This window comes from Paenibacillus sp. J22R56 (assembly GCF_056269375.1).
Map to the genome: position 1 here is coordinate 73,927 of NZ_JBWDNV010000013.1, position 24,735 is coordinate 98,661.

20 protein-coding genes are annotated in these 24,735 nt (G+C 47.1%); 18 read left to right on the forward strand and 2 right to left on the reverse strand.

Annotation, left to right across the window (positions count from 1 at the left end; all coding sequences use genetic code 11):
- The first annotated feature begins 37 nt into the window (after positions 1 to 37).
- The 6 genes from AC0YNT_RS27435 to AC0YNT_RS27460 all read left to right on the forward strand — a co-directional run bounded on the left by AC0YNT_RS27435 (position 38) and on the right by AC0YNT_RS27460 (position 8,082).
- Entirely contained in the window at positions 38 to 1,420 is a 1,383-nt protein-coding gene (locus tag AC0YNT_RS27435; protein ID WP_475807470.1) for a hypothetical protein, read from the forward strand.
- Complete coding sequence (locus tag AC0YNT_RS27440; RefSeq protein ID WP_475807471.1) at positions 1,401 to 2,036, forward strand: YIP1 family protein; 636 nt, start codon at positions 1,401 to 1,403, stop codon at positions 2,034 to 2,036. Before AC0YNT_RS27435 ends, AC0YNT_RS27440 begins: the two co-directional genes overlap by 20 nt.
- Positions 2,037 to 2,311: 275 nt before the next feature.
- Positions 2,312 to 4,864: a DUF5696 domain-containing protein gene (locus tag AC0YNT_RS27445; protein ID WP_475807472.1), complete on the forward strand. Its 2,553-nt coding sequence runs from the start codon at positions 2,312 to 2,314 to the stop codon at positions 4,862 to 4,864.
- Complete coding sequence (locus AC0YNT_RS27450) at positions 4,861 to 5,775, forward strand: carbohydrate ABC transporter permease (RefSeq protein WP_475807473.1); 915 nt, start codon at positions 4,861 to 4,863, stop codon at positions 5,773 to 5,775. Before AC0YNT_RS27445 ends, AC0YNT_RS27450 begins: the two co-directional genes overlap by 4 nt.
- Positions 5,776 to 5,797: 22 nt before the next feature.
- Positions 5,798 to 6,736 (forward strand): carbohydrate ABC transporter permease, encoded by a 939-nt coding sequence (locus AC0YNT_RS27455; RefSeq protein ID WP_475807474.1) that lies wholly within the window; start codon positions 5,798 to 5,800, stop codon positions 6,734 to 6,736.
- Between the two features lie 89 nt (positions 6,737 to 6,825).
- Entirely contained in the window at positions 6,826 to 8,082 is a 1,257-nt protein-coding gene (locus AC0YNT_RS27460; RefSeq protein WP_475807475.1) for an endo-1,4-beta-xylanase, read from the forward strand.
- Positions 8,083 to 8,152: 70 nt separating this feature from the next.
- Here AC0YNT_RS27460 and AC0YNT_RS27465 read toward each other — a convergent pair whose 3' ends face one another.
- Together AC0YNT_RS27465 and AC0YNT_RS27470 are read right to left on the reverse strand one after the other, a co-directional pair.
- A complete protein-coding gene (locus AC0YNT_RS27465; RefSeq protein ID WP_475807476.1) occupies positions 8,153 to 8,494 on the reverse strand; it encodes a nuclear transport factor 2 family protein in 342 nt (113 codons plus the stop codon).
- A 23-nt stretch (positions 8,495 to 8,517) separates the two neighbouring features.
- Positions 8,518 to 9,036 carry an RNase H family protein gene (locus tag AC0YNT_RS27470; RefSeq protein WP_475807477.1) on the reverse strand — a complete coding sequence of 173 codons (519 nt, stop codon included), beginning with the start codon at positions 9,034 to 9,036 and terminating at the stop codon, positions 8,518 to 8,520.
- A gap of 456 nt (positions 9,037 to 9,492) precedes the next feature.
- Here AC0YNT_RS27470 and AC0YNT_RS27475 point away from each other — a divergent pair, with 456 nt between their 5' ends.
- The 12 genes from AC0YNT_RS27475 to AC0YNT_RS27530 all read left to right on the forward strand — a co-directional run bounded on the left by AC0YNT_RS27475 (position 9,493) and on the right by AC0YNT_RS27530 (position 24,732).
- Positions 9,493 to 10,062: an SF0329 family protein gene (locus AC0YNT_RS27475; protein WP_475807478.1), complete on the forward strand. Its 570-nt coding sequence runs from the start codon at positions 9,493 to 9,495 to the stop codon at positions 10,060 to 10,062.
- Between the two features lie 303 nt (positions 10,063 to 10,365).
- The gene (locus AC0YNT_RS27480; protein ID WP_475807479.1) at positions 10,366 to 12,363 is read left to right on the forward strand and encodes an ABC transporter substrate-binding protein; all 1,998 of its coding nucleotides are present in this window, start codon (positions 10,366 to 10,368) and stop codon (positions 12,361 to 12,363) included.
- 119 nt (positions 12,364 to 12,482) lie between these two features.
- Positions 12,483 to 13,481 (forward strand): ABC transporter permease, encoded by a 999-nt coding sequence (locus tag AC0YNT_RS27485; RefSeq protein WP_475807480.1) that lies wholly within the window; start codon positions 12,483 to 12,485, stop codon positions 13,479 to 13,481.
- Positions 13,482 to 13,484: 3 nt separating this feature from the next.
- Entirely contained in the window at positions 13,485 to 14,630 is a 1,146-nt protein-coding gene (locus tag AC0YNT_RS27490; RefSeq protein ID WP_475807481.1) for an ABC transporter permease, read from the forward strand.
- Positions 14,631 to 14,663: 33 nt separating this feature from the next.
- On the forward strand, positions 14,664 to 15,710 hold the full coding sequence (locus AC0YNT_RS27495; RefSeq protein WP_475807482.1) for an ABC transporter ATP-binding protein: 1,047 nt from the start codon (positions 14,664 to 14,666) through the stop codon (positions 15,708 to 15,710).
- 2 nt (positions 15,711 to 15,712) lie between these two features.
- Entirely contained in the window at positions 15,713 to 16,732 is a 1,020-nt protein-coding gene (locus AC0YNT_RS27500; protein ID WP_475807483.1) for an ABC transporter ATP-binding protein, read from the forward strand.
- Positions 16,722 to 17,297 (forward strand): HAD family hydrolase, encoded by a 576-nt coding sequence (locus AC0YNT_RS27505; protein WP_475807484.1) that lies wholly within the window; start codon positions 16,722 to 16,724, stop codon positions 17,295 to 17,297. The genes AC0YNT_RS27500 and AC0YNT_RS27505 overlap by 11 nt, the downstream gene beginning before the upstream one ends.
- Positions 17,298 to 17,315: 18 nt before the next feature.
- Positions 17,316 to 18,356 (forward strand): LacI family DNA-binding transcriptional regulator, encoded by a 1,041-nt coding sequence (locus AC0YNT_RS27510; RefSeq protein ID WP_475807485.1) that lies wholly within the window; start codon positions 17,316 to 17,318, stop codon positions 18,354 to 18,356.
- A gap of 254 nt (positions 18,357 to 18,610) precedes the next feature.
- Complete coding sequence (locus AC0YNT_RS27515) at positions 18,611 to 19,681, forward strand: alpha/beta hydrolase (RefSeq protein ID WP_475807486.1); 1,071 nt, start codon at positions 18,611 to 18,613, stop codon at positions 19,679 to 19,681.
- A gap of 55 nt (positions 19,682 to 19,736) precedes the next feature.
- Positions 19,737 to 21,533 carry a cache domain-containing sensor histidine kinase gene (locus AC0YNT_RS27520; RefSeq protein WP_475807487.1) on the forward strand — a complete coding sequence of 599 codons (1,797 nt, stop codon included), beginning with the start codon at positions 19,737 to 19,739 and terminating at the stop codon, positions 21,531 to 21,533.
- Positions 21,534 to 21,549: 16 nt separating this feature from the next.
- Complete coding sequence (locus AC0YNT_RS27525) at positions 21,550 to 23,157, forward strand: response regulator (protein WP_475807488.1); 1,608 nt, start codon at positions 21,550 to 21,552, stop codon at positions 23,155 to 23,157.
- Between the two features lie 207 nt (positions 23,158 to 23,364).
- The gene (locus tag AC0YNT_RS27530) at positions 23,365 to 24,732 is read left to right on the forward strand and encodes an ABC transporter substrate-binding protein (protein ID WP_475807489.1); all 1,368 of its coding nucleotides are present in this window, start codon (positions 23,365 to 23,367) and stop codon (positions 24,730 to 24,732) included.
- Positions 24,733 to 24,735: the final 3 nt, after the last annotated feature.

The window sequence follows — 24,735 nt, forward strand, 5'->3', positions numbered from 1 at the left end:
CCTATGCTGCTTAGTGGGTATAGGCGCAGGAGGAACAATGGTTCAAGCGGCGGATGGCGCAGAATCCTATAACTATTCTTATTGGGGGCTAACAACCGTTGCTCCAGCAGCCTATCAGGCTAATGTGTTGTGGAATGGTGAAAGCATAGGGGCAGGAGCTTTCAAAGATCCGAGTGATTTCCATGTGACAGAGGATCAACAAATCTATGTGCTAGATTCAGGCAATAACCGAGTTGTGGTGCTGGATAATAAATTCCAGCAGGTACAGACGATCAGTTCGTTTGTTCATGGCGGCAAAGAAGAGACCTTTAATAATCCTCAAGGATTGTTCGTTACCGGCAATAAGCAGCTTGTAGTAGCAGACACCGGCAATAAACGGATTGTCCAGCTTGATCAGAGCAATAATCTGATAAAAGTTATTGAAGCTCCAAAGTCAGATATGCTGAACGAGAAATTTGATTTTCAACCGGTCCGGGTGGTTGTTGATAAGGCGCAGCGGATTTATGTCATGTCCACTGGCGTGTACGACGGATTTATGGAATTTAGTCCGGACGGCACGTTTACTTCGTTCGTTGGAGCGAACAAGGTCTTCTTTAATCCGACGGATTATTTATGGAAGATGTTGTCGACCAAAGCACAGAAAAGCCAGATGGTCATGTTTACGCCAACCGAATTTACGAATCTGGACATCGACAAGGAAGGCTTTATTTATGCAACGAACGGTCAGGACAGTGGTAATGTCAAAAAACTGAATGCCCAGGGCAATGATATCTTACGGAGAAACGGATACTTTGCCCCTGAAGGTGACATTCGCTATAGGACTGCTGATGGACCATCCCGATTAATCGATATTGACGTAGGTGACAGCGAGATTTTCTCCATTCTGGACGGCAAACGGGGCAGAATTTTTACTTACGACGGAGATGGCCATTTGCTGTATGTGTTCGGCGGAATGGGTAATCAAATGGGGCAATTCAATACGCCGGTGGCTATTGAGCGACTTGGCGATGAATTCCTCGTGCTTGATAAAGCACTTGGTGAGATTACCGTTTTCCAGACAACCGAATACGGCCGCACGCTTAATGAAGCTGTCAAAGCTTATTACAATGGTGATGAAGATAAAGCCTATAGCTTGTATCAGCAGACAATCAGCATGAACACCAATCTGGAATTTGCGTATGCAGGGATAGGTAAGGCGCTGCTGCGTCAAGGCGATTATCACGAAGCCATGAAATATTTCAAGGAGAGTATGGATCAGAAGGATTATTCCAAGGCCTTCCTGCTTTACCGCAAAGAAGTTCTCCGCGAGTATTTCCCCGGGATCATGACAGGCGTTCTTCTATTTATTGTTTGTTGGTTCGGGATCAGCAAGTACCGGAAACGGAAAGGGGGGAAGAAGGTTGACTTCATGGAACAGTGAGCTGTACAAATATCCGTTATATTTGATTCTGCATCCCTTTAATGGCTTCTGGGAATTGAAATATGAACGCAGTCGGAAGATGAATCTGGTCATCTCCCTGATCATCTTGTTCCTGCTGATCGTCATGAAGATTATGAAGACCCAGTACAGCGGATTTATTGTCAACATTGTATATCCCGACAGTATTAACAGTCTGATGGAGACGTTATATGTCGTGGTGCCTGTCCTGTTCTGGTGTGTAGCGAATTGGTCGTTAACAACCTTAATGGACGGGGAAGGCAAATTCGTCGATATCTTTACCTCGACTTGCTTTGCCTTGGTACCTCTCCTGGTCATTCAACTGCCATGGATTGGGCTGAGTAACCTCATTTCGCTGGAAGAAGTATCTTTCTATCAATTTTTCAATAGTTTGTCTGTGCTCTGGTGTGCCTATCTCCTGTTTGTCGGCAATATGACAGTACAGCAATATTCACCGTCGAAGACAATCGGAACCATTATTCTAACCATTGTGGCCATGGCGTTTATGGCTTTCTTATGCTTATTATTCTTTAGTTTGATTCAGCAGATGATCGCTTTCGTACAAGTCATTCACCAGGAAATCGTGCTTAGGCGTTAGTAGCGCTTTCGAAGCAAGAATTGCTTCACAATTCTTTAAGCTGATGCTTACGAAGTATGAATCATCACAATGGCCTGAAGCTGGGCATTTGGGTGATCATTCATTTGAGGCATATGCTTACGAAGCAAGAATTGCTTCACAATTCTTTTGAGATCATGCTTACGAAGTATGAATCATCACAATGGCCTAAAGCTGGCCATTTGGGTGATCATTCATTTGAAGCATATGCTTACGAAGCAAGAATTGCTTCACAATTCTTTTGAGGAGGCAAGAAGATGAATAAGGCCAGAATGGCCCTGCTGACCGCATGCTGTCTGGTTGGGATCATGCTTGCCGGATGCTCGGATTCCACATCGGGCAAACAGGCGGGAGAAGCCGAGCAAGCCGCAATGGCGTTTACGCAGGGAAAGGCTTTGAGCGCGACCTTCACTGATCCCCGTTTTGCCGACATGAAAGGGGTGGCCGAGAATGATCATCTTCGGTTATTTGCAGATGATCAGACTGGTGCTATCGCTGTTCTTAATAAGCAAAGCGGAGATGTTTGGCGCAGCAACCCGCCCGGCAGCAACGGGGATACCCTTGCTGCCGGGGTGAATAAGGACTTATTATCAGCCCAGATCAAGCTGGACTTCTACAATAATTTCGGTCAGCTTAACTCGATTAATTCCTATTCGGACAGCGTAGTTAACAAACAGATCAACATGGAGAAACTTCCGAATGGTCTCAGCGTTACCTATCAATTCGGCAAGGCGGAGAAAACGCTTGAAGATATGCCCAAGATGATGACTACTGAGCGGTTTGAGGCATTAAACAAGAAGCTGGACAAAACCGGACAACGTGCGCTCAAAATCGCCTATAAAGAAAATAAGGAACAGACGGCATATGAACGAAATGACAGCGCGTTAAACGGGCTTCAGCTCGACCGGGCACTAAAAGCGATCGAAGCCGCTGGTTATTCAGAGGAAGATCTGAAGAAAGATATGGAGGAGCTTCACTTCTCTCAGGAGAAAACAGCCCCGAGAATATTCGAAGCCACAATTGAGTACACCTTGGACGGCAACAGTCTGGTTGCTTCCGTCCCAGTAGAAGGTATTCACTATCCCAAAGAGTATCCGGTAAACAGTGTATCCTTCCTTAATTTCTTTGGAGCAGGCGGGACAGACGAGAAAGGAACGATGCTTGTTCCTGACGGCTCAGGTGCACTTATTAACTTTAACAGCGGAAAAACCAGATACCCTTCTTATCAGCAGCTTGTCTATGGTCAAGACAAAACAATGGCAAGAACAGAAGATGCTGCAAGAGAAGAGGCAGTCAGACTTCCGGTATTCGGTATCATCCGTGAGAACAGCGCTTTCCTTGGCATTATTGAGCAAGGGGAGTCAGTTGCAACGATTAATGCGGATATTAGCGGCAGGCTAAACAGCTATAACTACGTTTACCCAAGCTTTAATGTCGTCAATAAAGGCGAGGTAACATTGGATGCCAACGGTCAGCAGCGTTCTCTTCCGAAGTTTCAGGAAAATCCGATGAAATCTGATTTTGTTGTCCGATATGCCTTCCTGAACGGGAAAGATGCTACCTATCAGGGAATGGCCAGCTATTACAAAGATTACCTGGTCAATAACAAAGCTTTGCCTGTTCGAGAGAAAGCTGCAGTTGAGGATAACATTCCATTCTACCTCCAACTGGACGGAAGTATTACGGATAAAAAGCATTTTATGGGCATTCCGTATCGTGCGCTCGAGACATTGACTACCTTCAGTGAAGCTAAAGCGATTATCAATCAGATGAAGCAATTGGATATTCATAATATTAAACTGAAGTATGCCGGATGGTTTAACGGGGGACTTGATCATAAAGTGCCCAAATCTATTTCGGTAGACAACGAGATTGGTGGAAGCAAAGGACTGAAGGACTTAGCATCGTTTGCTGCAGGCAACGGGGTTACGCTTTATCCAGACGTAGCGCTTCTGACAGCAAATACCGGTGCGAATTTTGATGAATCCAAATCGGCTTCAAGAACGCTAAGAGGAAACCCTGCAGCGATTTATCCAGTAGACTTGGCTTTAAATCGGCGAGATATTAACAAATCTCCATCTTATATCGTTTCGCCTCGGCTTGTTGAGAGCTATGTAGATTCAACTTTGAAAGCTATCAGTAAATTTAATACGGATGGCATTTCGCTCAGGGACCTTGCCGATCAATTGAACAGTGATTACCGGAAGCATGATCAGATCGACAGAACAGAGTCCGAGGAGATATCCAAGGCGGCACTAGCAAAGCTGCAGGATGGGAATTTGCAGGTGATGGGTAACGGCGGGAATGCGTATGCGCTTTCCTACTTATCTGACCTTACGGATGCTCCGATGGGCAACAGCGGCTTTAAGCTGGAGGATGAGCAAATCCCGTTCTATCAGATGGTTGTCCGCGGATTTGTGGATTATACGGGAGCTCCTTATAACCTGTCCAATTATACCAATGAGAAGCAATATATTCTGCAGTGTCTGGAGTATGGCGCTAATGTGTATTTTGAATGGATCTATGAGCCGAATTATTCGGTGAAGGACACCAATCATAATGAGCTGTTCGCGGTGAACTACAAGCTGTGGATTGATAAAGCTGCAGCCATGTATCAAGAAGTGAACAAGGTTCTGAAGAGTGTCCAGCACGAGCCGATTACAGGACATGAGAAGCTGCAGCAAGGCGTCTATAAGACGGTGTATGGAAATGGTATGTATGTCATTGTTAACTATAACCGCTCACAAGTGACGATAGAAGGCAAGACCATTGAAGCTGAAAGCTACATGACGGGTGGTGGCCAATCTTGAAACTGATATCAAAGCTCGGCATGAAGAATAGAACCTATGCAGAGCAAAAGGCGCTGCTCGGATTTCTGTTTGTATTGCCTTGGCTGCTAGGGTTCATCTTCTTCTTTATTATTCCGCTGGTCAACTCTTTCCGATATAGTCTTAGCAAGATTGAAGCAAATTCATCCGGTATGAAAATCAGTTTCATCGGCTTTGAGAACTATATCAATGCTCTGACCGTGAACACAAGCTTTAACCGTACGCTGACTGAGTCCATCATTAACATGGTTGTTAATGTCCCGTTAATTGTAATATTCAGCTTGTTCCTGGCTGTTCTGCTTAATCAGAAGTTTATTGGCCGTTCCATTGCGCGTTCGATCTTTTTCCTGCCTGTTATTCTAGCTTCCGGTGTGATTATGACGCTGGAGACATCAAGCCTGGTTCAAGCGGTTAACGATCAGAACCAAGGCTCCGGCGGTGCTATTCATGCTTTAGGCGCATATGAGCTGGCGGGACTAATGCTGGATGCAGGAGTAAGTGAGAGCATTGTTAATTATTTGACTAGTGCGGTAGAAAGAATCTACCAGATTGTCAGCCAATCGGGTGTACAGATTCTGATCTTCCTGGCAGGCATTCAGACTATCTCCCCGCAGTTGTATGAAGCTTCCAAGATGGAAGGGGCAACAGGCTACGAGGCGTTCTGGAAGATTACTTTCCCGATGGTCAGCCCTCTTATCCTAGTTAATATGATCTATACCATTATTGATTCCTTCTCCAGGAACGAGATGACGGATCTCATTAAAGAGACGGGGTTTACTAACTTTGACTTTGGACTTAGTTCGGCAATGGCTTGGCTTTATTTCGTGTCAATTATGCTGATTCTGCTGATTAGTTCCTATATCGTTTCGAGGAAGGTCTTCTACCAGGAATAGAAAGAAGGTGAGCTCGTTGATTATGGCCCGATTGTTATCATTTGAAAGCTGGAAGCGCTGGCTTTGGTCGTTCGTTCGACTAGTCCTGATTGCCGGACTTTCGTTTGTTATTTTATACCCGATCATTCAGAAAATATCTACTGCGATAAAAGCAAAAACGGATCTATATTCACCTATTGTCGTATGGATTCCCGAGCATTATTCGCTTGAGAACTTTAAGAATGCGATCTCAATTATGGATTACTGGAAGACGCTTCTGAATACATTCACGCTTTCAGCTACAACGACAATTCTGACGGCACTCTCTTGCGCGCTAGCGGGATATGCTTTTGCTAGATTGAAATTTAAAGGCAGCAACCTGTTGTTTGCCGGTGTTATTCTAACGATCATGGTGCCACCTACAACGATACTTATTCCGATGTACCTGAATCTGAAAGACTTCAGTCTGATGGGGCTTATCCCTCTTATTACCGGAAAACCTGTCAATTTGCTGAACTCCTATTGGCCGTTTATCTTAACCGCCATAACAGCAAATTCCCTGAAAGCTGGATTATATATTTTTATTTTCCGGCAGTTCTTTCGAGGCATTCCGCGGGAAGTCGAAGAAGCAGCTTATATGGATGGAGCAAGTGTTGGTCAGACGTTCCTGCGGATTATGCTTCCTAACGCGATTCCTTCCATTATTACGGTACTGCTCTTCTCGTTTGTCTGGCAGTGGAATGACAGTTTTTTTACGACAACCTATCTCACCTCGAGCAACGTCATGTCAACACAGCTATCGTCCTTGCCTTATAATCTGTCTATCGTACTTGGAAATGACGCATCAGCGAAGGATCCATTCTACTTAAGTATGGTACAGGATACAGGCATTCTGCTTGCTATTCTGCCTCTTATCATTATGTATCTGTTCGTGCAGCGATACTTCGTCGAAAGTATCGAGCGGACAGGACTTGTTGGGTAATAGGGTCGGCGATACACCTGGTGGGAAATGGCTGGACACAGCATTCTCACTAGGTGTTTCTTATTTCACAAGAAGAAAGCGGGTTTCTTATGCTTCGAGTACGTAAGAAAATCTTTTTTGCTATTATTTTCTCAGCGACTCTCCTCGCGGTAATCCTACTAGTACTAGCGTTGAATAAATCCGGAGAAACCGATCAGACTGCTGAGGCTCCTGTATCAACGGAACAAACAAATTCCGCAACTCCACAAGAACCGAAACGCAGTACAGAGCCGTCGAAGCAGCCGGCGGAAGTCGCAGCGCCTTCCGTTCAGATGGATATACCGTCGCTGGCGAAAACCTTTAAGAATGATTTTGCCATTGGAGCTGCCCTGGAGCCAAATCAGATGAGCGGATTATCGGCAGAACTGATGAAGAAGCAAGTGAATATGCTAGTCGCTGAAAATGCGATGAAGCCGGCTTCAATCCAGCCGACAGAAGGGCAATTTAAATGGGATCAGGCGGATCAGATAGTCGCTTTCGCTAAGGAGAACGGCATGGCTGTCCGCTTCCATACCCTTGTATGGCACAGTCAGGTACCGGACTGGTTTTTCTTGGACACAGACGGCAATGCGATGGTAGATGAGACAGATGCCAAGAAGCGTGAAGCCAATAAGAAACTTCTGCTGGACCGCCTGGACGCTCATATCCAGGCCATTGTTAGTCGCTATAAGGATGATATTCCATATTGGGATGTCGTAAATGAAGTGATTGAGCCTGCGGATCCAGACGGCATGCGGAACAGCAACTGGTATAAAATAACGGGAACCGACTATATTGCGACAGCCTTCCGGGCTGCAAGGGAAGCGGGTGGTCCTGGAATTAAGCTGTATATTAATGATTATGGAACCGATGATCCTAAAAAACGGGACCGACTGTATGACCTGGTGAAAGAGATGCTGGATAAAGGCGTACCGATAGACGGTGTTGGTCATCAAACCCATATTAGCATTTATAACCCGTCAGTTATGAATATTATTGATTCTATGAAGAAATTTAAGGAGCTGGGACTCGATAACCAGATTACCGAGCTAGATATGAGCCTCTATAACTGGAATGACCGTTCCGATCTCGGAGCTGTCGTACCGGAAGACATTCTTCAGAAGCAGGCACAGCGATACCGGGAATTGTTTGAAGCATTAAAATCCAACGCAGGGCTGGTTAGTGCTGTTGTTTTCTGGGGGATCGCTGACGATCATACCTGGTTAAGCACGTTTCCAGTTACTCGGACCGAAGCGCCGCTTCTGTTTGACAAGCAGCTGCAGGCCAAGCCTGCATTCTGGGCGATCGTGGATCCTTCAAAGCTCTAGTACAAGGTGTGGCCGCTCCAAGAGGAGCGGCCTTTTTTGCTCGATTAGAAAGGTGAAAAGTAACTTAAAATTATACATTATCTTTAAGAAACCAAACCTTCGTAATGATATCCTCTTCTATTTCATACATGGCAACGGCTTCCAAAGCGCCACTTTCTAATCTACCAGTTATTGTTTCATGGTCTATAGCATATTTTCCATGAAAAATTCTCTTATCAACAGTAGCGATCATATTAGGGTATGTTTCGAATAGCTTTTGATAACGAGCTCTCATAGCCTCTTGACCTTCCAAGGTGAGTGTATGAGGAAAATCATAGATCTTAACATCTTCGCTGTAGCATTCCATGAATAAGTCGATATTTTTATCGTTATAAGCCTGCAATTGTCTTTGTACAACCGATTTTTTCATCATACTTTCCTCCAAAATAATGATAATCAGGTTTTTAAGGCAGTTTCCCTAGCCGTATTGTGAGCCAGTCTATGCAAGTGGTTGTTTTTCTTATGTTTACTAATATATTTGATCTGAATGTCAACCTCGGGATACATACGTTTGAGATTGTCTAGAACCGTTAATAGTTCATCTCTTCCTTGTTTTGCAGCATGCTGCGAAAATCGTTCTTGATTTAAGAGATGCGAAATGCGGATACAGTCGGTAAAAATGACTGCGATTTTTGGCTGATGTTCCACTAATGCTGCAGCAAGTGTTTCTAGACTCAGAATGATCGCCAATAATTCGCCGTAGTTCGAACCTTGATCCCGTGTAATCGGCAGTTTCTTGGCTGTTATGCTTACCACTCGATTAAACACCATACAACAAGCTACACCGTAAACGTTGCGCGAAGCAAAGCCGGAGTAATCGCAATAAAGAAACATCGTTCCTTTGTTTAAAATATTTTGCCTCAGCCTAGGGCTCGTAAAGGCTTTTTTGACCAGCGGATCATTCATTACATCCATAATCAGCGTATCTCCTATTAATAGATGGAACAAGTAATTAGTATTCGATCAGCATAACCGAAGGAACACAATTTAAACCTGCGCAGTACAAAACCGATACACTGTTGGATAGCGGAAATAGATCTCGTTATAATTGGAATTATCAGTTGCATTGCGACACAGATCTAACTTCCATTCCATATTCTTCACAAGCGCAAGGATTATTCACCAAGCTTGATGAAGGCAGGCTCTCCTTGGACAATGACAGCGTAGCAGCTATTTATCGATTGGATTCCAATCGGGAAAAAATCAATCGAATTAGTATGCTCGCAGAGGAGAAGAGAATTACGGTTAGTCAAGTTGCCCTAGGCATACATTCTTGTTCTTCGTATAACCGATGTGTTTGTTGTTGTAAAAAGGATATAATAGAATGACTGCCTTAGTAGGTATTATTCTTATACAACATTGGAGGATTACATGTCCTGGAGCAAATTGAAGCAACAACTGGAGAGTTTTCTCTGTCCTGCATTAATAGGGAGGGTCGAATTTACGGCAACCAGCTACCGTTATTCACCCGATAAAGCAGGTCATTGCTATATTGCAGTAGACAAAAAGAACGTACTTAATATGAGTGATGCAACAACATTAATCAGATGGTATCAAACGGAGATGGAAATTAAGAATGATCCAGATCTCTATATTCCTATTACCACTGAAGAAATTGAAGCGGTCAGAAAAGGTGCCAAGGGACCGATTCCGGAGGATCGTTTAAAAATAATGGCTAGAGGCAGAAAAATATCTGAACTTGCAAAGGAGCTTATTTCAGCGCAGTCAACTTTAAGTAAATCCAATTTTACGGTTGAAGCTACTAAGTTTCTAGCCTCTTCAATAGAGGAAAGCCTAGAGAGCAATAATATCTTGTTAAATATTTTGGCGTTGATTGACAGGCGAGTTGGCAAAAAACGGATTGTAAACATGAAGGATACAATAAAGCTAAAGCATCCAAGTGTGCAGTATTTTTATGAACTACGACTTAGTACGTTTTGAGAAATCTATAAAATGAACCTCTATGGAATGAGCCAATCGTTGTGACATCACAATGGTTGGCTCATTTTTATTGCCATGAATGATAATGGTTGGTGAAGCGCTTTATATTTTTTTTGGATTCATATTTTAAACCGCTTTAAAAGATGACATTCTTTCAAATAGAGCGCATACAATTTACAAAAAATTAATATATCGGAGGTGAGCTTTGAGGTCTTACTGGCAGCCAAGAATCGGTTCATAGCAAGAAAGAAGGGGAGCGCAGCATAGTCGATACAAGCAAAGTTCACGAATGGAGGGGTTCATTTGAGGAGACAGCGGAAGCTTCTAGCTGTTCTATTAGTCATCCTTTCTATTATTTCGGCAGGGTGCACAAATAACAATAATTCACCGGCGCCGTCGAACTCGGCCGGAGAGCCAAGCAACGACAATAAGGGTACGAACAAGGAGGAAGACAAAGGAGGAGGCGGTGGGGCGGGCACGACAGCAGCCAAGGAAGCGCCAATGCTCGCCAAGCTCGCAGCAGACGGTACGCTCCCTCCGCTGGCGGAACGCCTCCCAGTCCAAGCAGACGTCATGGTAGAGCCCGTGGTCAACGAAATCGGACGGTATGGCGGCGATTGGACGATGGCCTGGACGGGTCCTGGCGACAAGTGGTCCGTCGGACAGCCGACGGAGGAGGCGCTTTTCCGTTTCAACAAGGATGGCAGCGGCGTAGAACCGAACGTAGCCAAAAGCTATGAGGTCAACAAAGATTCGACCGAATTTATCATTCATCTTAGAGAAGGTATGAAATGGTCCGACGGAGTACCTTTTACAGCGGACGACGTGTTGTTCTATTGGGAGCACATGTTGACAAAGGAAACCTTCGGCAAGGCGATTTATGATGCCTATTACTCGGTTGATCCGGTTACGGGAGATAAGGCTCTGGCCACGGTAACGAAGGTGGACGATTACACGTTCAAGGTTGTTCACAAGTACCCGAGCGTACAGTTTCTTGAACGTGTCGCGATCGACAACAAGTGGTTTTTCGCGCCGGCCCATTTCCACAAGACAATCCTGCCCGAGTTTGTCGGCGAGGACAAAGCACTGGAGATCGCCAAGCAATGGGGCTTCGAGGATACGACCGCTTTCCTGAAGGAAACCGGTTATTATTACTGGCTTTACCCGCAGATCCCAACGCTCCGGCCGTGGGTGGCCAAGAACGATCCGAACAGCGACCAGTTCATCATGGAGCGGAACCCGTACTATTGGAAAACAGACAAGGAAGGCAATCAGCTGCCCTACATGGACCGAATCGTCGCAACGAAAATTCAAGATCCGAGCCAACGGGTTCTTGGCACGCTGGCGGGCGACTTTAACTTATCCACGTTCGGAGCGCAGGATTTCACCGTACTGAAGGAAAACGAGAAGAAGGGTGATTTCCGTGTCATCACTTGGCAACAGCCGGCTTGGATGACTTCGGGTATCCAGCTCAACCAAACTATCGATGATCCAAATCTTCGTAAATTGTTCCAGGATATCCGCTTTAGGGAAGCTCTTTCAATTGGGGTTAACCGCACTGAAATTACGGAAATTGTGACGAATGGCATCGCCGATCCAATCCAGGCCTCCGTTCAGGAAGGGCTTGTCGGCTACCAGGAAGGCTGGGCGGACCAATGGTCAAGCTTCGACCCCGAGCGGGCGAACTCGCTGCTCGACGAGATTGGATTAACGAAGCGCGACAAGAACGACTTCCGGTTGTTCCCGGATGGCAAGGATGTGACCCTCACCATTATGGATTCCTCGGAGGATAGCGCCAATTACACCGAACTCCTCAAGAAGTATTATGAGGATATGGGCATTAAGACAAACGTGAAGCTCGTTGATCAGGCGACGCTGCAGGAGCTGAAATATTCGAATCAGGTGCCGGTGAGCATCGAGAACATTTCCGTTGTGAACGTCGCATACCGTCCCGACGCGCTTGTGCCGCTTCGAGTCTTGACCCCGTGGTATGGACAATACGGCTTGTACGTTTCATCGGGAGGTAAGGAAGGCATGAAGCCGGAGGGCGACATTGCCAAAATTCTAGAGTACTGGGATCAGATTAAGGCGGCTGGAACTGCCGAAGAGATTAACAGGCTCGGCGACGAGATCGTCAAGCTGCATATGAAAAACCAATGGGTGATCGGATACGCCGGCCCGACGCCAACCTTGATCGCCGCTTCGAACAAGATGGGCAACATCCCGGAGGATCTGATCTGGGCTGACGAGTTCCGTTCGCTTGGAGCGGCCCACCCCGCGCAGTTCTATTTGAATCCATAACTTTATTTTGCATGCATGCCGCAAGGGGGAGCGGTGGCTCTCTCTTGTGGCAGCATGTTCATTCTAAAGACAATTCGTTTTGGCAACGAAGATTGGTCAAAGGGAAGGGAGGATAACAGGTGCTACAGTATACGTTGAAGCGTATTTTGCTGGCTATCCCGGTCGTGTTTTTCATCTCCGTTATCGTGTTCTATATCATACAGCTGCCACCCGGCGATTACGTATCCAATTACGCGGCTGAGGCTTCAGTTGCAGGAGAGGTATTCACGCAGGAAGATATGGATGCGATGCGGGCGGATCTGGGTCTTGACCGTCCCGTTTACGAGCAGTACTTCATTTGGGTGAAGGACATTGTATTGTACGGAGACTTTGGGTTCTCCTTTAACTATAACAAGCCTGTGCTAGACGTGATTGAACAATATATGGGTCTGACGTTAACCGTATCCTTGGTCACAATGGCTTTCCAATATCTTGTGGCTATTCCGATCGGAATCTACTGCGCGGTCAAGCAATATTCGGTAGGCGACTATTTCTTCTCCGGGCTGAGCTTTCTCGGAATGGCGACGCCGCATTTTCTGATGGCCGTCATTCTGATGTTCCTCTCCTACACCTGGTTTGGCGACCCGCTGCTCGGTTTGTTCTCCGCCGAATACGTAAATGCGCCGTGGTCGATGGACAAGGCTCTCGATCTGGCAAAGCATATGGTCATACCCGTCATCGTCATCGGGTTGTCTGGGACGGCGGATTTGATTCGTGTTATGCGGGGCCAGATGCTGGATGAGTTAAATAAGCCGAACGTCATTACGGCAAGAGCGAAAGGCTTATCGGAGGGAAGGATATTGTTCAAGTACCCGACAAGGGCGGCTCTGAACCCGATTGTCAGCACGTTCGGCTGGTCGCTTACGTCCATCTTCACCGGATCCACGATAACGGCGATCGTTCTTAATTTACCGATTCAAGGGCCGGTCATGTTTAATGCCTTGCTTGGACAGGACATGTATCTGGCGGGGACTTGGCTGCTGTTCATGGCTCTCTTGACGGTGCTCGGAACATTGATTTCGGACATTTTGCTCGCATGGCTGGATTCAAAAATCCGTACAGAATTCAGGGGAACGTAGACTATGAAACTACTGCCGGTATTCGGAAGACGACAAGAGTCTGGCGCTGAGCCAGCTGTGGACAAGGACGCGAACTATAGCTCGCAATGGCGGCTGATGTACGTAAGGTTCAAGAAGCATAAGCTCGCCCGAATCAGCTTGATCGTGCTTGCGCTCCTATACGCGGGAGCGTTATTCGCCCAATTTCTAGCCCCCTACGGACTGGAAAACTACGACAGTAAATACGTAAACGCCTCGCCGATGAAGCTGCGATTCGTCGATACGGAAGGAAAGTTCCATATTCGGCCATTCGTATACGGGCTGAAGTCGGGGCGCGATCCGGAGACAATGCGCAAAATTTTTACGGCTGACACGAAGAAGAAGTATCCTCTTCAGTTATTTGTTAAAGGGGAGCGCTACAAGTTTCTCGGCCTCATACCTTCCTCCACGCATCTAATCGGCGTCGAGGAGCCCGGTCGTCTCTTTCTGCTCGGCACGGACTCGCTTGGAAGAGACTTATTTTCCCGCATTTTGCTAGGAAGCCAGGTATCGTTAAGCATTCCTCTGGTTGGGGTTGGCATCAGCTTTGTATTGGGCTTGATTATCGGCGGAGCTTCCGGCTATTTCGGAGGCTGGCTGGATGCCGTCATTCAACGGGTTATCGAAATTATACGCTCCTTCCCGACGCTTCCGTTATGGATGGCGCTGTCCGCGGCGATTCCTCCACGCATTCCAGTCGTCCGAATGTACTTCTATATCGTTATCATCTTCGCGTTTATTGAATGGACGGGACTAGCGCGGGTCGTACGGGGCAAGTTTATTTCTCTCAAAAATGAGGATTACGTCGTTGCGGCCAAAATCGCCGGAGTCAGTGACGCGAAAATTATCGCCAAGCATTTGCTGCCCGGCTTTATAAGCTACCTGGTCGTAGCCACGACGCTGGCGATTCCCGGGATGATTCTGGCCGAGACCGCCATGAGCTTCCTGGGGCTTGGCATTCGGTCACCCGCCACCAGCTGGGGCGTGCTGCTGCAAGAAGCCCAGAAGATCGATAATATTGCTCTTTATCCATGGAAAATCATTCCGCTCGGTACGGTTATTCTCACCGTCTTGACGTTCAACTTTTTGGGCGACGGCCTGCGCGACGCGGCGGATCCATACAAAAGGTAGGTCAAAATACAAGGTTATAGCGAGGGGATACCTATGACAGCAGAAGCCGCTCAACCACAAATGCCACTTCTCCGTGTTCGGGACCTGAAAATTCGGATTCAAATGGATAACGGAGTGATGAATGCGGTGGACGGGGTCGATTTCGAAATCCGCAGAGGCAAGACATTAGGTCTCGTAGGCGAGTCAGGCTGCGGCAAAAGCTTGACGAGCCGGGCGCTTATCGGCATTAATCCGAAGGAATGCGAGACGTCCGGGACGATCTCTTACCGGTCGTCGTCGATAGAACCCGAGGCGAAGGAGGAACCGCTGGATCTGCTTGCGCTGGACCCAAACGGCCGTAAGATCCGTTCGATTCGCGGGCGGAGGATCGCAATGATCTTCCAAGAGCCGATGACGGCTTTCTCGCCGATGTACACGATCGGAAATCAAATTATGGAAGCGATATTGATCCATCGGACCAAGAACAAAAAGGAAGCGAAGAAGATTACGCTCGAAATGCTGAGCAAGGTCGGTATATCGGATCAGGAAAAGCGATTCGACCAGTACCCGCATGAATTCTCAGGTGGGATGCGCCAACGGGCGATGATCTCAATGGCATTGTCATGCAACCCTGAGCTGCTGATCGCCGACGAGCCGACGACAGCGCTTGATGTGACGATTCAAGCACAGGTGCTGGAGCTGATGAAGCGGCTGCAGCAGGAATTCGGGATGGCGATCCTGCTGGTGACGCATGATCTGGGCATCATCGCAGAAATGTGTGACGAGGTTGCCGTTATGTATCTCGGTAAAATCGTCGAGCAGGCGCCAATGAAGGAGATTTTTCGCAATCCGAAGCACCCTTATACGAAAGGACTTTTGCGCTCGATGCCTAGACTTGGCGGCAATAAGACGAAACGGCTGGAATCGATCGAGGGCTCGGTTCCGGTTCCGGTCAATATGCCGCCGATGTGCGGCTTCTACGAACGCTGCAAGGACCGGATCGAAGGCATATGCAATATGCGGTCCGTGCCCGTGACGCAAATTTCGGGCAGCCACACAGTCAGATGCTTCCTATATTCAGAACAGCAGGGAGGGCAATGACGATGACGGGGCCGATATTGGAAATTAAAAATCTCAATAAAGAATTTAAAGTGAAGTCCAAGAAAGCACTGTTCGCCAAACCGCAATTCGTCCGCGTGCTGCAGGATATTTCTTTTCAGCTGCAGGAGGGCGAGACGCTGAGCATTGTAGGCGAATCGGGGTGCGGCAAGACAACGCTGGGCCGATGTATCGTAAGGGGGATGAATGCCTCTTCCGGCGAAGTCGTTTATCGTACGGAGGATGGAGGTGCCGTTGATTTTCTTAAACTAAAGGGCGCCGAATCGAAGAAGTTCAGGAAAGACGTTCAGATGATTTTCCAGGATCCTTACTCCTCGCTAAGCCCGCGGATGAGCGTGTATGATATCATATCCGAGCCGCTGATCGCTAATTTCAAGCTGCCCAAATCCGAAGTTGAGCGGAAAGTGTCGGCCATTGCGGAGAAAACGGGTTTAAACGTCAGCTACCTTAAACGTTATCCGCATGCTTTCTCCGGCGGGCAGCGGCAGCGCATTGCCATTGCACGGGCACTAATTACCCAGCCGAGGCTGATCGTTTGCGATGAAGCGGTATCCGCGCTGGACGTGTCGATTCAAGCCCAAATCATTAATCTATTGAAGGATCTGCAGGAGCAATATAAAATCACTTATATATTTATCTCGCACGATCTGTCGATCGTCGAGAACATTTCTGACCGCGTGGCGGTTATGCATTTGGGTAAGGTGGTGGAGATGGCTGGCGTAGACTCCATGTTTAAGCAGCCTAGACATCCGTATACCGAGGCGCTTCTCTCTGCCGTGCCGCAGCCGGATCCGGATCTGAAGAAGGATAGGATCGTCCTGGAGGGGGAGGTGCCTAATCCGGCGAATCCGCCAAGCGGCTGCCACTTTCATCCTCGCTGCGCATACAAGACGGAGAAATGCGTGAAGGAAATACCCGCATTGCGGGATATCGGAGACAACCATATGGCGGCATGCCATTACGCAGAACAATTAACATTAAGGGGGGCAAGGCATGAACGGTGAACAAGCGCTGAACAATGATCTGAAAGAACTTATTATTTTTCTTGATTGCGGAGATACGATTATCGATGAAGGAACGGAAGTACGCGACGAGCACGGCACGGTTATAGAGGGGAAAGTCATTCCAGGAGCCGATGAGATGGTTAGAACTCTAGCGGAGCGTGGTTACCGGCTTGCTATCGTAGCCGACGGTTTGGCCCAATCTTTCAAAAATTTATTAACGATAAACGGCCTATACGATTACTTCGAAGTATTAATCTACTCCGAGCAGTTGAAGGTCGAGAAGCCAAGTTCGCGCATGTTCAGAGCAGCTATGGGTGCGATGGAGCTTGGCGAGCAGGATAGGAGCCGGATTATTATGGTCGGCAACAACTTGTCGCGCGATGTCAGGGGAGCCAATCAGGTCGGTATTACAAGCGTGCATCTGAACTGGACCTCGCGTTACCCGAAGACATCGCTTGATCCCGCGGAGCGGCCGGATTACACGATCGAGCAGCCGCTTGCGCTCGTGGAACTTGCGGATCGTTTGAATGAGGAACTCGCTTTGAAGAAGCGGGTTCAGGCTTAAAGGGAGAAGCAGCTAACCATGGCGAAAATCGATGATGTGGCGCGACTTGCCGGCGTATCCAAAGGAACCGTCTCCAACGTGTTCAGTCAGAAGAGGCCGACCAGCAAGAAAGTGACGGAAAGAGTGCTTAAGGCATCCAAGGAACTGAATTACGTTCCGAATCACATCGCGAGAAGCCTGGTAACGAAAAAGACGATGGCGATCGGGCTAACTATCCCGCACGGCAACTTCTTTTTCAGCGCCTTTCACAACCAATTTATTAACGGCGTCGTGCTGGAGGCCTCCCGGTTCGGCTACAGAGTGCTGCTCGATATGCTTCCGGTGCTTCAGGTGAAGACTCCTTCTTTGGCCAGTTATCCAATAGATGGCGCGATCGTGCTTGGGCCAACGGAGGAGGATGAGCGGATTCGCTTGCTCGACCTGAACGGCATACCTTTTGTCACGGTCGGCAAAATTTTTAATGCGCAGGTAAAGGAAGCTCCAACGGTAAACAACGATAACGTGAAGATTGTACATGACATTTGCGATTACTTGATCGCCAGAGGACATGTAAATCTTATGTTTCTGAACGCTACGGAAGGGATGACCGTCTCGATTGAGAGAAGGAAGGCGTTTAGCGAAGCACTGGCGAAGCACCGCATCGTCATTCGGGATGCCATGCACCATTACAAGCCGCGCATCCAATCGGATCAATATTTGCATTACGGCTATGCGGAGACGATCCGCGTTATTCGGGAGAGCGGAGAGAAGGTTACGGCAATTATTGCGGACGACGACCGGGCGGCCTTCAACGCCATGAACGCGATCAAAGATTTGGGCCTGCGTATTCCCGAAGATATTTCCTTGTTTGTCATTTGCGGTGATCTTTCGATGATGCATCGGACAATGCCTCCACTGACAAGTATGGATCTGCAGCCATCTGAGCTGGGAGTACAGTCCGTCAAGCTGCTTATGCATAAGCTCGGCAGCAATGAGGGCGATTACCCTGACCATTTAATCATCGAAAGTAAAATCATCGAGGGAGCTTCCTGTTCTTCGATAGAAGGTTCATTCGGATAGGCGTTGATGCCATTACGACGCGCAAGCCGGAGATGCTGCTTGGTTTCCTAACTACATAGTTAAAGATTAACCGGCCACTGTCTCTGACGGCAGGCGGTTTTTTTTTGCCACAATGTAAAAAAAACAATATTGCATGGAAGACTCCTTAATCGGGCTGCTGAACCGCTAGATATATAATTCGTAAGGTTACATGTCTCTTAATCGACATGATAGTATTGATCTATAACAATGCGACCGAAGGGACGATAATGACCATGAAAAATAGGAATGTGACGGCGGTGCCTGCCGAGTATTTGAGGTCCGTTAATGAAGAGCTTCAAGGGACGATTCATGAGGTTTCCTATGAGGTAAGCAACTATATTCATTTATCGCGACAGCTTGTAACGGATCGGAACATCGCTATAAGTGAAGCGGGAAGAGAAACCGTTGCGGGTGATTCCATATGGAAGAAATGTAATGTCTACCTACCAGCGGGCTATGACCCGAACGACACGGCCGTCAGATACAATGTATTGTATTTACTTCATGGAGTCGGCGGGGATCATTATGAGTGGTTAAGCAGCAATGGTAAGGTTGACGGACGATTTATTATTTGCAATCTATTCGACAATCTTATTGCAAACGGCGATATCGATCCGCTGATCATCGTTTTTCCCAACGGAAGAAGCGCGCATGACTGGATGGATACTTCCTTCACTTCGGAAGGTACCAATATGCTGGGATTCTATTACTTCGATTATGAGCTGAGATATGATTTGATTCCATTTATAGAATCCAAATACAAAACCTACGCGAATATAACAGACACGTCACCGGAGGGAATTCTATATAATCGCAGGCATCGAGCGATTGCCGGGCTTTCGATGGGGGGAATGCAAGCTCTGAACCTGACTCTAGGCGGTTACAGATATGACTCGACACGTTTTACTGGAACCAGGAGTATCTGGAACAACGGACTGGATAATACGGTGCTCGCATCAGGCATGTTAGATTTGTTCTCTTATGTCGGAGCTTTTTCAAATGCTCCCACATCGAGTGACGGCAACGTTCTTGGAGCAAGTCTCGCATCATGCGATCATAAGCTTCATTTGCTATATATGACCTGTGGAGATGCCGATGGTGTAGCTATTGGCAGCTATGCAAAATCGATAGAAGGTCTATTCGAACAATCGAGGAATCATCTTGGTCATTACTATCAAATTTTGATAAAGGATGGTTTCCATGATTTCAACGTTTGGAATAACGGTGCCTACAATTATAGTCGCTTGATATTTAGAAATAGCGATGAGTATATGTCCGATATTGTTCAGAAGACGCTTACCTAATCGTTCCTTTCACCATCATTCTTGTCGTATTGAAGAGAAAGGAAGTAATCGCGAGATGAAGGGGTTCTCGAAGTATATTGGCGGGATTTCCATTAAGAATAAAATATTCGTTGCGAATATTTTAATCATTGTCGTATTTATTTCCACCCAGTCGATCTTTGCCAACACGATTTCGCAGAAGGCCATTATAGAGAAAGCCGTTAACAACTCATCCCGAGAGCTTGTGCTCATCAAAAACAACCTTCAAACCTTATTATCCACCATCGAAGATTATTCCAAAATTCTGGCCAGCGATTATCGATTGCAAAGCGTGCTTTATAACGATTATTTGATAAATAACAAGGTTAATGAGGGCAAACCGGTGGAAGGATTAAATAACCTCTCGATGAACAAAACCCTTTCAGAGACGATCAGCAATATTGTGGAGCCTAACACAAAAATCAAAGCGGTCAGCATTCTTACCTCCAATCAACATTGGGTGGACGTCGGCTTTGCCGACAACGCCTATGCTTCCCGTATATTCGGTTATGGTTATGGAGCGGATGACCGGACCTATTTGCCCAGTTGGACAGGTTTGATCAAATTCAAATTCTTATACGAAGGGGAAGACAACGTATTTGCGGTTTCCAAAACGGTTATTCACAAAGATACAGGAAAAACGATCGGCCGAGTTTTTTTGTACGTGAAAGAAACGACCATTGCCTCGATTTACGAAGAGGGGAAAAATAAGGGCGGGGAGTTTTATATCGTCGATTCCGACGGGCGTATTATTTCCGCGCAGAATAAAGCGATGTTATACCGAAATTTCAAGGAAGCCGCCTCCATCAGTATTCCCGAAGACGGTAAAGACGCAAGCTTCACTCAAGGCAGCGGAAGTCAAGAAATGCTGATACTCACCCATCGCTTTGAACCGCTCAAATGGACAATTGTAAGCGCTATCCCCATGAATGAAATTACTTCGGAGCGGAAGGAAATCAATCAATTGATTATCGGGATTGGGGCTGCATGCTTGCTGCTGGCATTAATGGTGTCCTTCCTGTTATCCCGATCGATCACTCGGCCCATCTTCCGGCTTGCCAAGACAATGAGAGAAATCCGGACGGGAAAGATGCAAGTCAGAAGCTCGTACCAATCAACGGACGAGATCGGATATTTAAGCGAAGGCTTTAATAATTTAATGGATCGCATTGAGGCGCTAATGGCCGAGAACGTTGAGAAACAAAGGACAAAGGCCGAAATCGAATTTAAATTGCTGCAATCGCAAGTGAAGCCTCATTTTTTGTACAATACGGTGGAAACGATTATTTCGCTTATTAAGCTGGGCCTTGGGAAGCAAGCCATAACAGCGGCCCAATACATGGCGAATTTCTATAAGATCTCGTTAAGCAAAGGCAACGATATCATTTCGATAGGGGAAGAGATGCGCCTAACGGAAAGCTATTTGGAAATCCAGCAGCTGCGTTACGTGGAATACATGGCTTACACGATGGAAGTCGACAATGACATTTTGACCTATTCGATCCCGAAGCTAACTTTGCAGCCCATCGTGGAGAATGCCATCTATCACGGATTGAAACTCAAAAGGGAAAAAGGAATCATTCGCATTACAGGAAGGCGCTGCGGCAGCAATGTGGAAATCGAAATTTACGATAACGGAGCTGGCATGCACAAGGATCAAACCCAGGCGATTATGGCAGGATCCGGCTTCCCCAATGAAGCCGGCGGTTTTGGGATCAGAAGCGTATCTAATCGAATCCGAATGCTGTACGGGGACAGATACGGACTGAAAGTCGAAAGCGAATACGGCGTTTACACGAAAGTTATCATCGTACTGCCTCTTCGGATGGAATAGATCAGGAGGAAAGAACATGTACAAAGTGCTTATCGTCGATGACGAATATTATTTCAGGCAAGCTTTGAAAATTTCGCTGCCATGGAGTGAGCTGGGTTTTCAAATCGCGGGGGAAGCAAAAAACGGGGCGGAAGCGCTGGAGATGATGCCCGAGGTTGAACCGGATGTCGTATTGGTCGATATGAATATGCCGATCATGGATGGTTTGGAGTTTATACATAAAGCCAAAGAACTCGGCAGGAATACAAAATTTCTAGTGTTGTCGGGACACAGCGAATTCGCGTATGCCAGACAGGCCGTGCAATTGGGCGTTTTTAATTACGTGCTGAAGCCTATTAACGAAGAGGAACTCCAAAACTGCTTGCTGGATATGAGGGAGTTGATACGAACGGAGCGCCGGGGCGAGCTTGAGTTGGACGATTTAAGGAAGCAAGCAAGCGAAGGCTTGTCTGTCAGGAAAGAGCAAGTGTTAAACGGTTGGCTGCAAGGCAACGGACATGATATCTCCGGATCTGAGCAGGATCTATTAGGGGAATTGGGAATAAAGCTGGAAGGATTGCACTATCGGGCGGTTGTCGTCGAACTGGATGCAAACGAGGAGAGGAATCTTGAGGAGAGTAGGCCGATCCGCAAAGCCAAGGTTCAAGAAATGGTTCAACACCACATGCAAAGCGCCTTTCCGTGCTTCGGTTGTCACGATCAAGATGCGCGTCTGGTTCTGATAATAGGATCGCCTGACGGTTCGTTCAACGGCCTGGAAACGATTTGCGAACGGATTCGTTTAAACATACAGAGCGATTTAGACAGAACGGTAACACTCGGTTTAGGGAATGGCTACGATACGTTTGAGTCCATTCCGGTGTCCTACAAAGAAGCGTTAGCCGCCTTGAAGCAACGTTTTGTACGGGGAGGCAACCAGGTGTTTGTTCATTCCTCGCTTGCGGAAACCGGTATGAAAGTCGGATTGTTCTCGGTGGAAAAAAGAAGCGGCTTGCTGATGTTCATGAGAGTCGGAAATTTGTCCGAGACGGAAGAGTGGCTCTCCCGTTTTTTTCATGATGCTCGCGTTCAAAAGGCTTCCAAGGAAATGCTTCTTCTCGCCGGGATCGAAATCGTATCCACCTGCCTTGAATTTTTGGCCGAAGTATCGCAAAGCTTAGAAGATGTCTTCCAGAATACGACGCAGCCCGATATGATACAGCGCGTTCAGCGGATGCAAACTTTCAATGAACTGGAAGACTGGATACGTACTACGATTCTAAGGGCTATGAATCATGTGCATAGCCGCAAGCCCAATAGAGCCGTCAAAGTCATAGAGGAGGTTAAATCATACATTTTGCGGCATTACGGCAACGAAGAATTGCGCATCGAAGATATCGCGAGAAGCGTTCATGTCAATTACAACCATCTTTGCTTCGTTTTCAAAAAGGAAACAACCTTCACGATCAATGACTATCTGACCGAAGTTCGGATCATGAAAGCAAAAGAGCTCTTCGATCAGGGAGAGATGGTTATCCAAAGCGTAGCGAACCGGGTGGGGTATGCGGACGCCAACTATTTCAGCAAATGTTTCAAAAAGGAGATGGGAATCACGCCTAGCAAATACGTGAATCAAATCCGATAGACTATACTTCCGTGCAGGCGTACGGGGAAAGTGAAAACTTTACCTCTATCGTCTATTTTTTTGCCGTTAATTTTACTGCCGGCCCGAGAATAGTCTCTGTACTAAATGTAGGAAGATTCGTAAAATTAGCACAAGGTTAAGATTGACAACGCTTTCAACAGCTAGATTCAACCGATATCCGTTTCGACAAATAGGGGAGGTAAAACAATGGTAACGAAGTCAAAGGCAGCGGCCATGATCCTTATGGCAAGTACTCTACTGGTTTCATCGGCATGCAGCAGCGGGAACAACACAAATGCCAATAAGCCGTCCAACAATCCGTCGCCCTCGGCAGCAAGCACGGAAGATACAAAAGAGACTGCGGCGACGGACGGCAAAAAAATCAAGATGAGAGTCATAACGATTACGACGGACGAGAATCGAAACAACATTATGGAGAAATTCATCAAGCCTAACATTGCCGCAGCGCTCCCCAATCTTGAAGTCGAGTTTGAGCCCGGCGGCGGCGGCGAGGATATGGCAAACAAATTGAAAACGTTGAATTCGTCCGGGGATATGCCCGACGTATTCTGGAGCGATGCGGGCTACTTTACCCCGCTGAAGAGCACGGGCAGCATTCTGGATTTGACGCCTTATATTTCCAAAGACGGCTTTATGGACAAATATGCGGTGCCGGATGCGCTAAAGCATGTCGATAACGGAATTTACAGCCTATCCTCCGGAGCCGACACGTATTTCACCCCAGTCATCTTTTATCATAAAGACATGTTTGAGGAAGCGGGCGTTAAGGTGCCGACTACGTTCGATGAGCTGATTCAAATCTCGAAGACGCTCAAGAGCAAGGGCATGGTTCCGGCGGTGACTCCAGGCAAGGACGGATGGGGGCCGAAGCTCTTCATGCTTCAGCAAATGATTCAAATCGGGGACCCGCAGGCGATGGCGGACCTCGTCAGCAACAAAACGGACTTCGCCAATCCATCCGTCAAGGAAGGAGCGGCCCGCATAGAGACGATGGTCAAGGAAGGCGTGTTCCCAGACGGCATTGCCAACTTGGATTACGGTCCGGCGATGGAGATGTTTACGTCCAAAAAGGCGGCAATGCTAATGATGTTTACTTGGGAGCTGCCGAATCTGGCAAAAGACGAAACGGTTGATTTCTTCCCGTTCCCAAGCGCGAGCGACAAGTATGATCCTGCACAGACCGTACAGTTCTGGGGCTCGCCGGTTAACGGCTATGCGGTAAACGGCAAAACCGAGCATCCGGAAGAAGCCGTCAAGCTTGCCGAATTTCTGGCCATGGCGGATGCGTTATACTTTGAAACTACGGGAGCGCCAATATCCTTGCAGACCGGCAATCAAGCAAATAACAGAAGTCCGCTTATGCAGAAGTTCGTAGACTGGTATAATCCGATTCCTAATAAAATCGCATCCTTTGCTCTTAATTCGATAGATGCGAGAACCTCTGCCGAAGTGTCGACGCAAGGAGCGAACTTATTGACGGGCGAGTACGCAGCCGAAGATTTTAATGCCGCGATGAACAAGATCTGGAGCGAAAATACTTGGTTTGACAGATAAGAG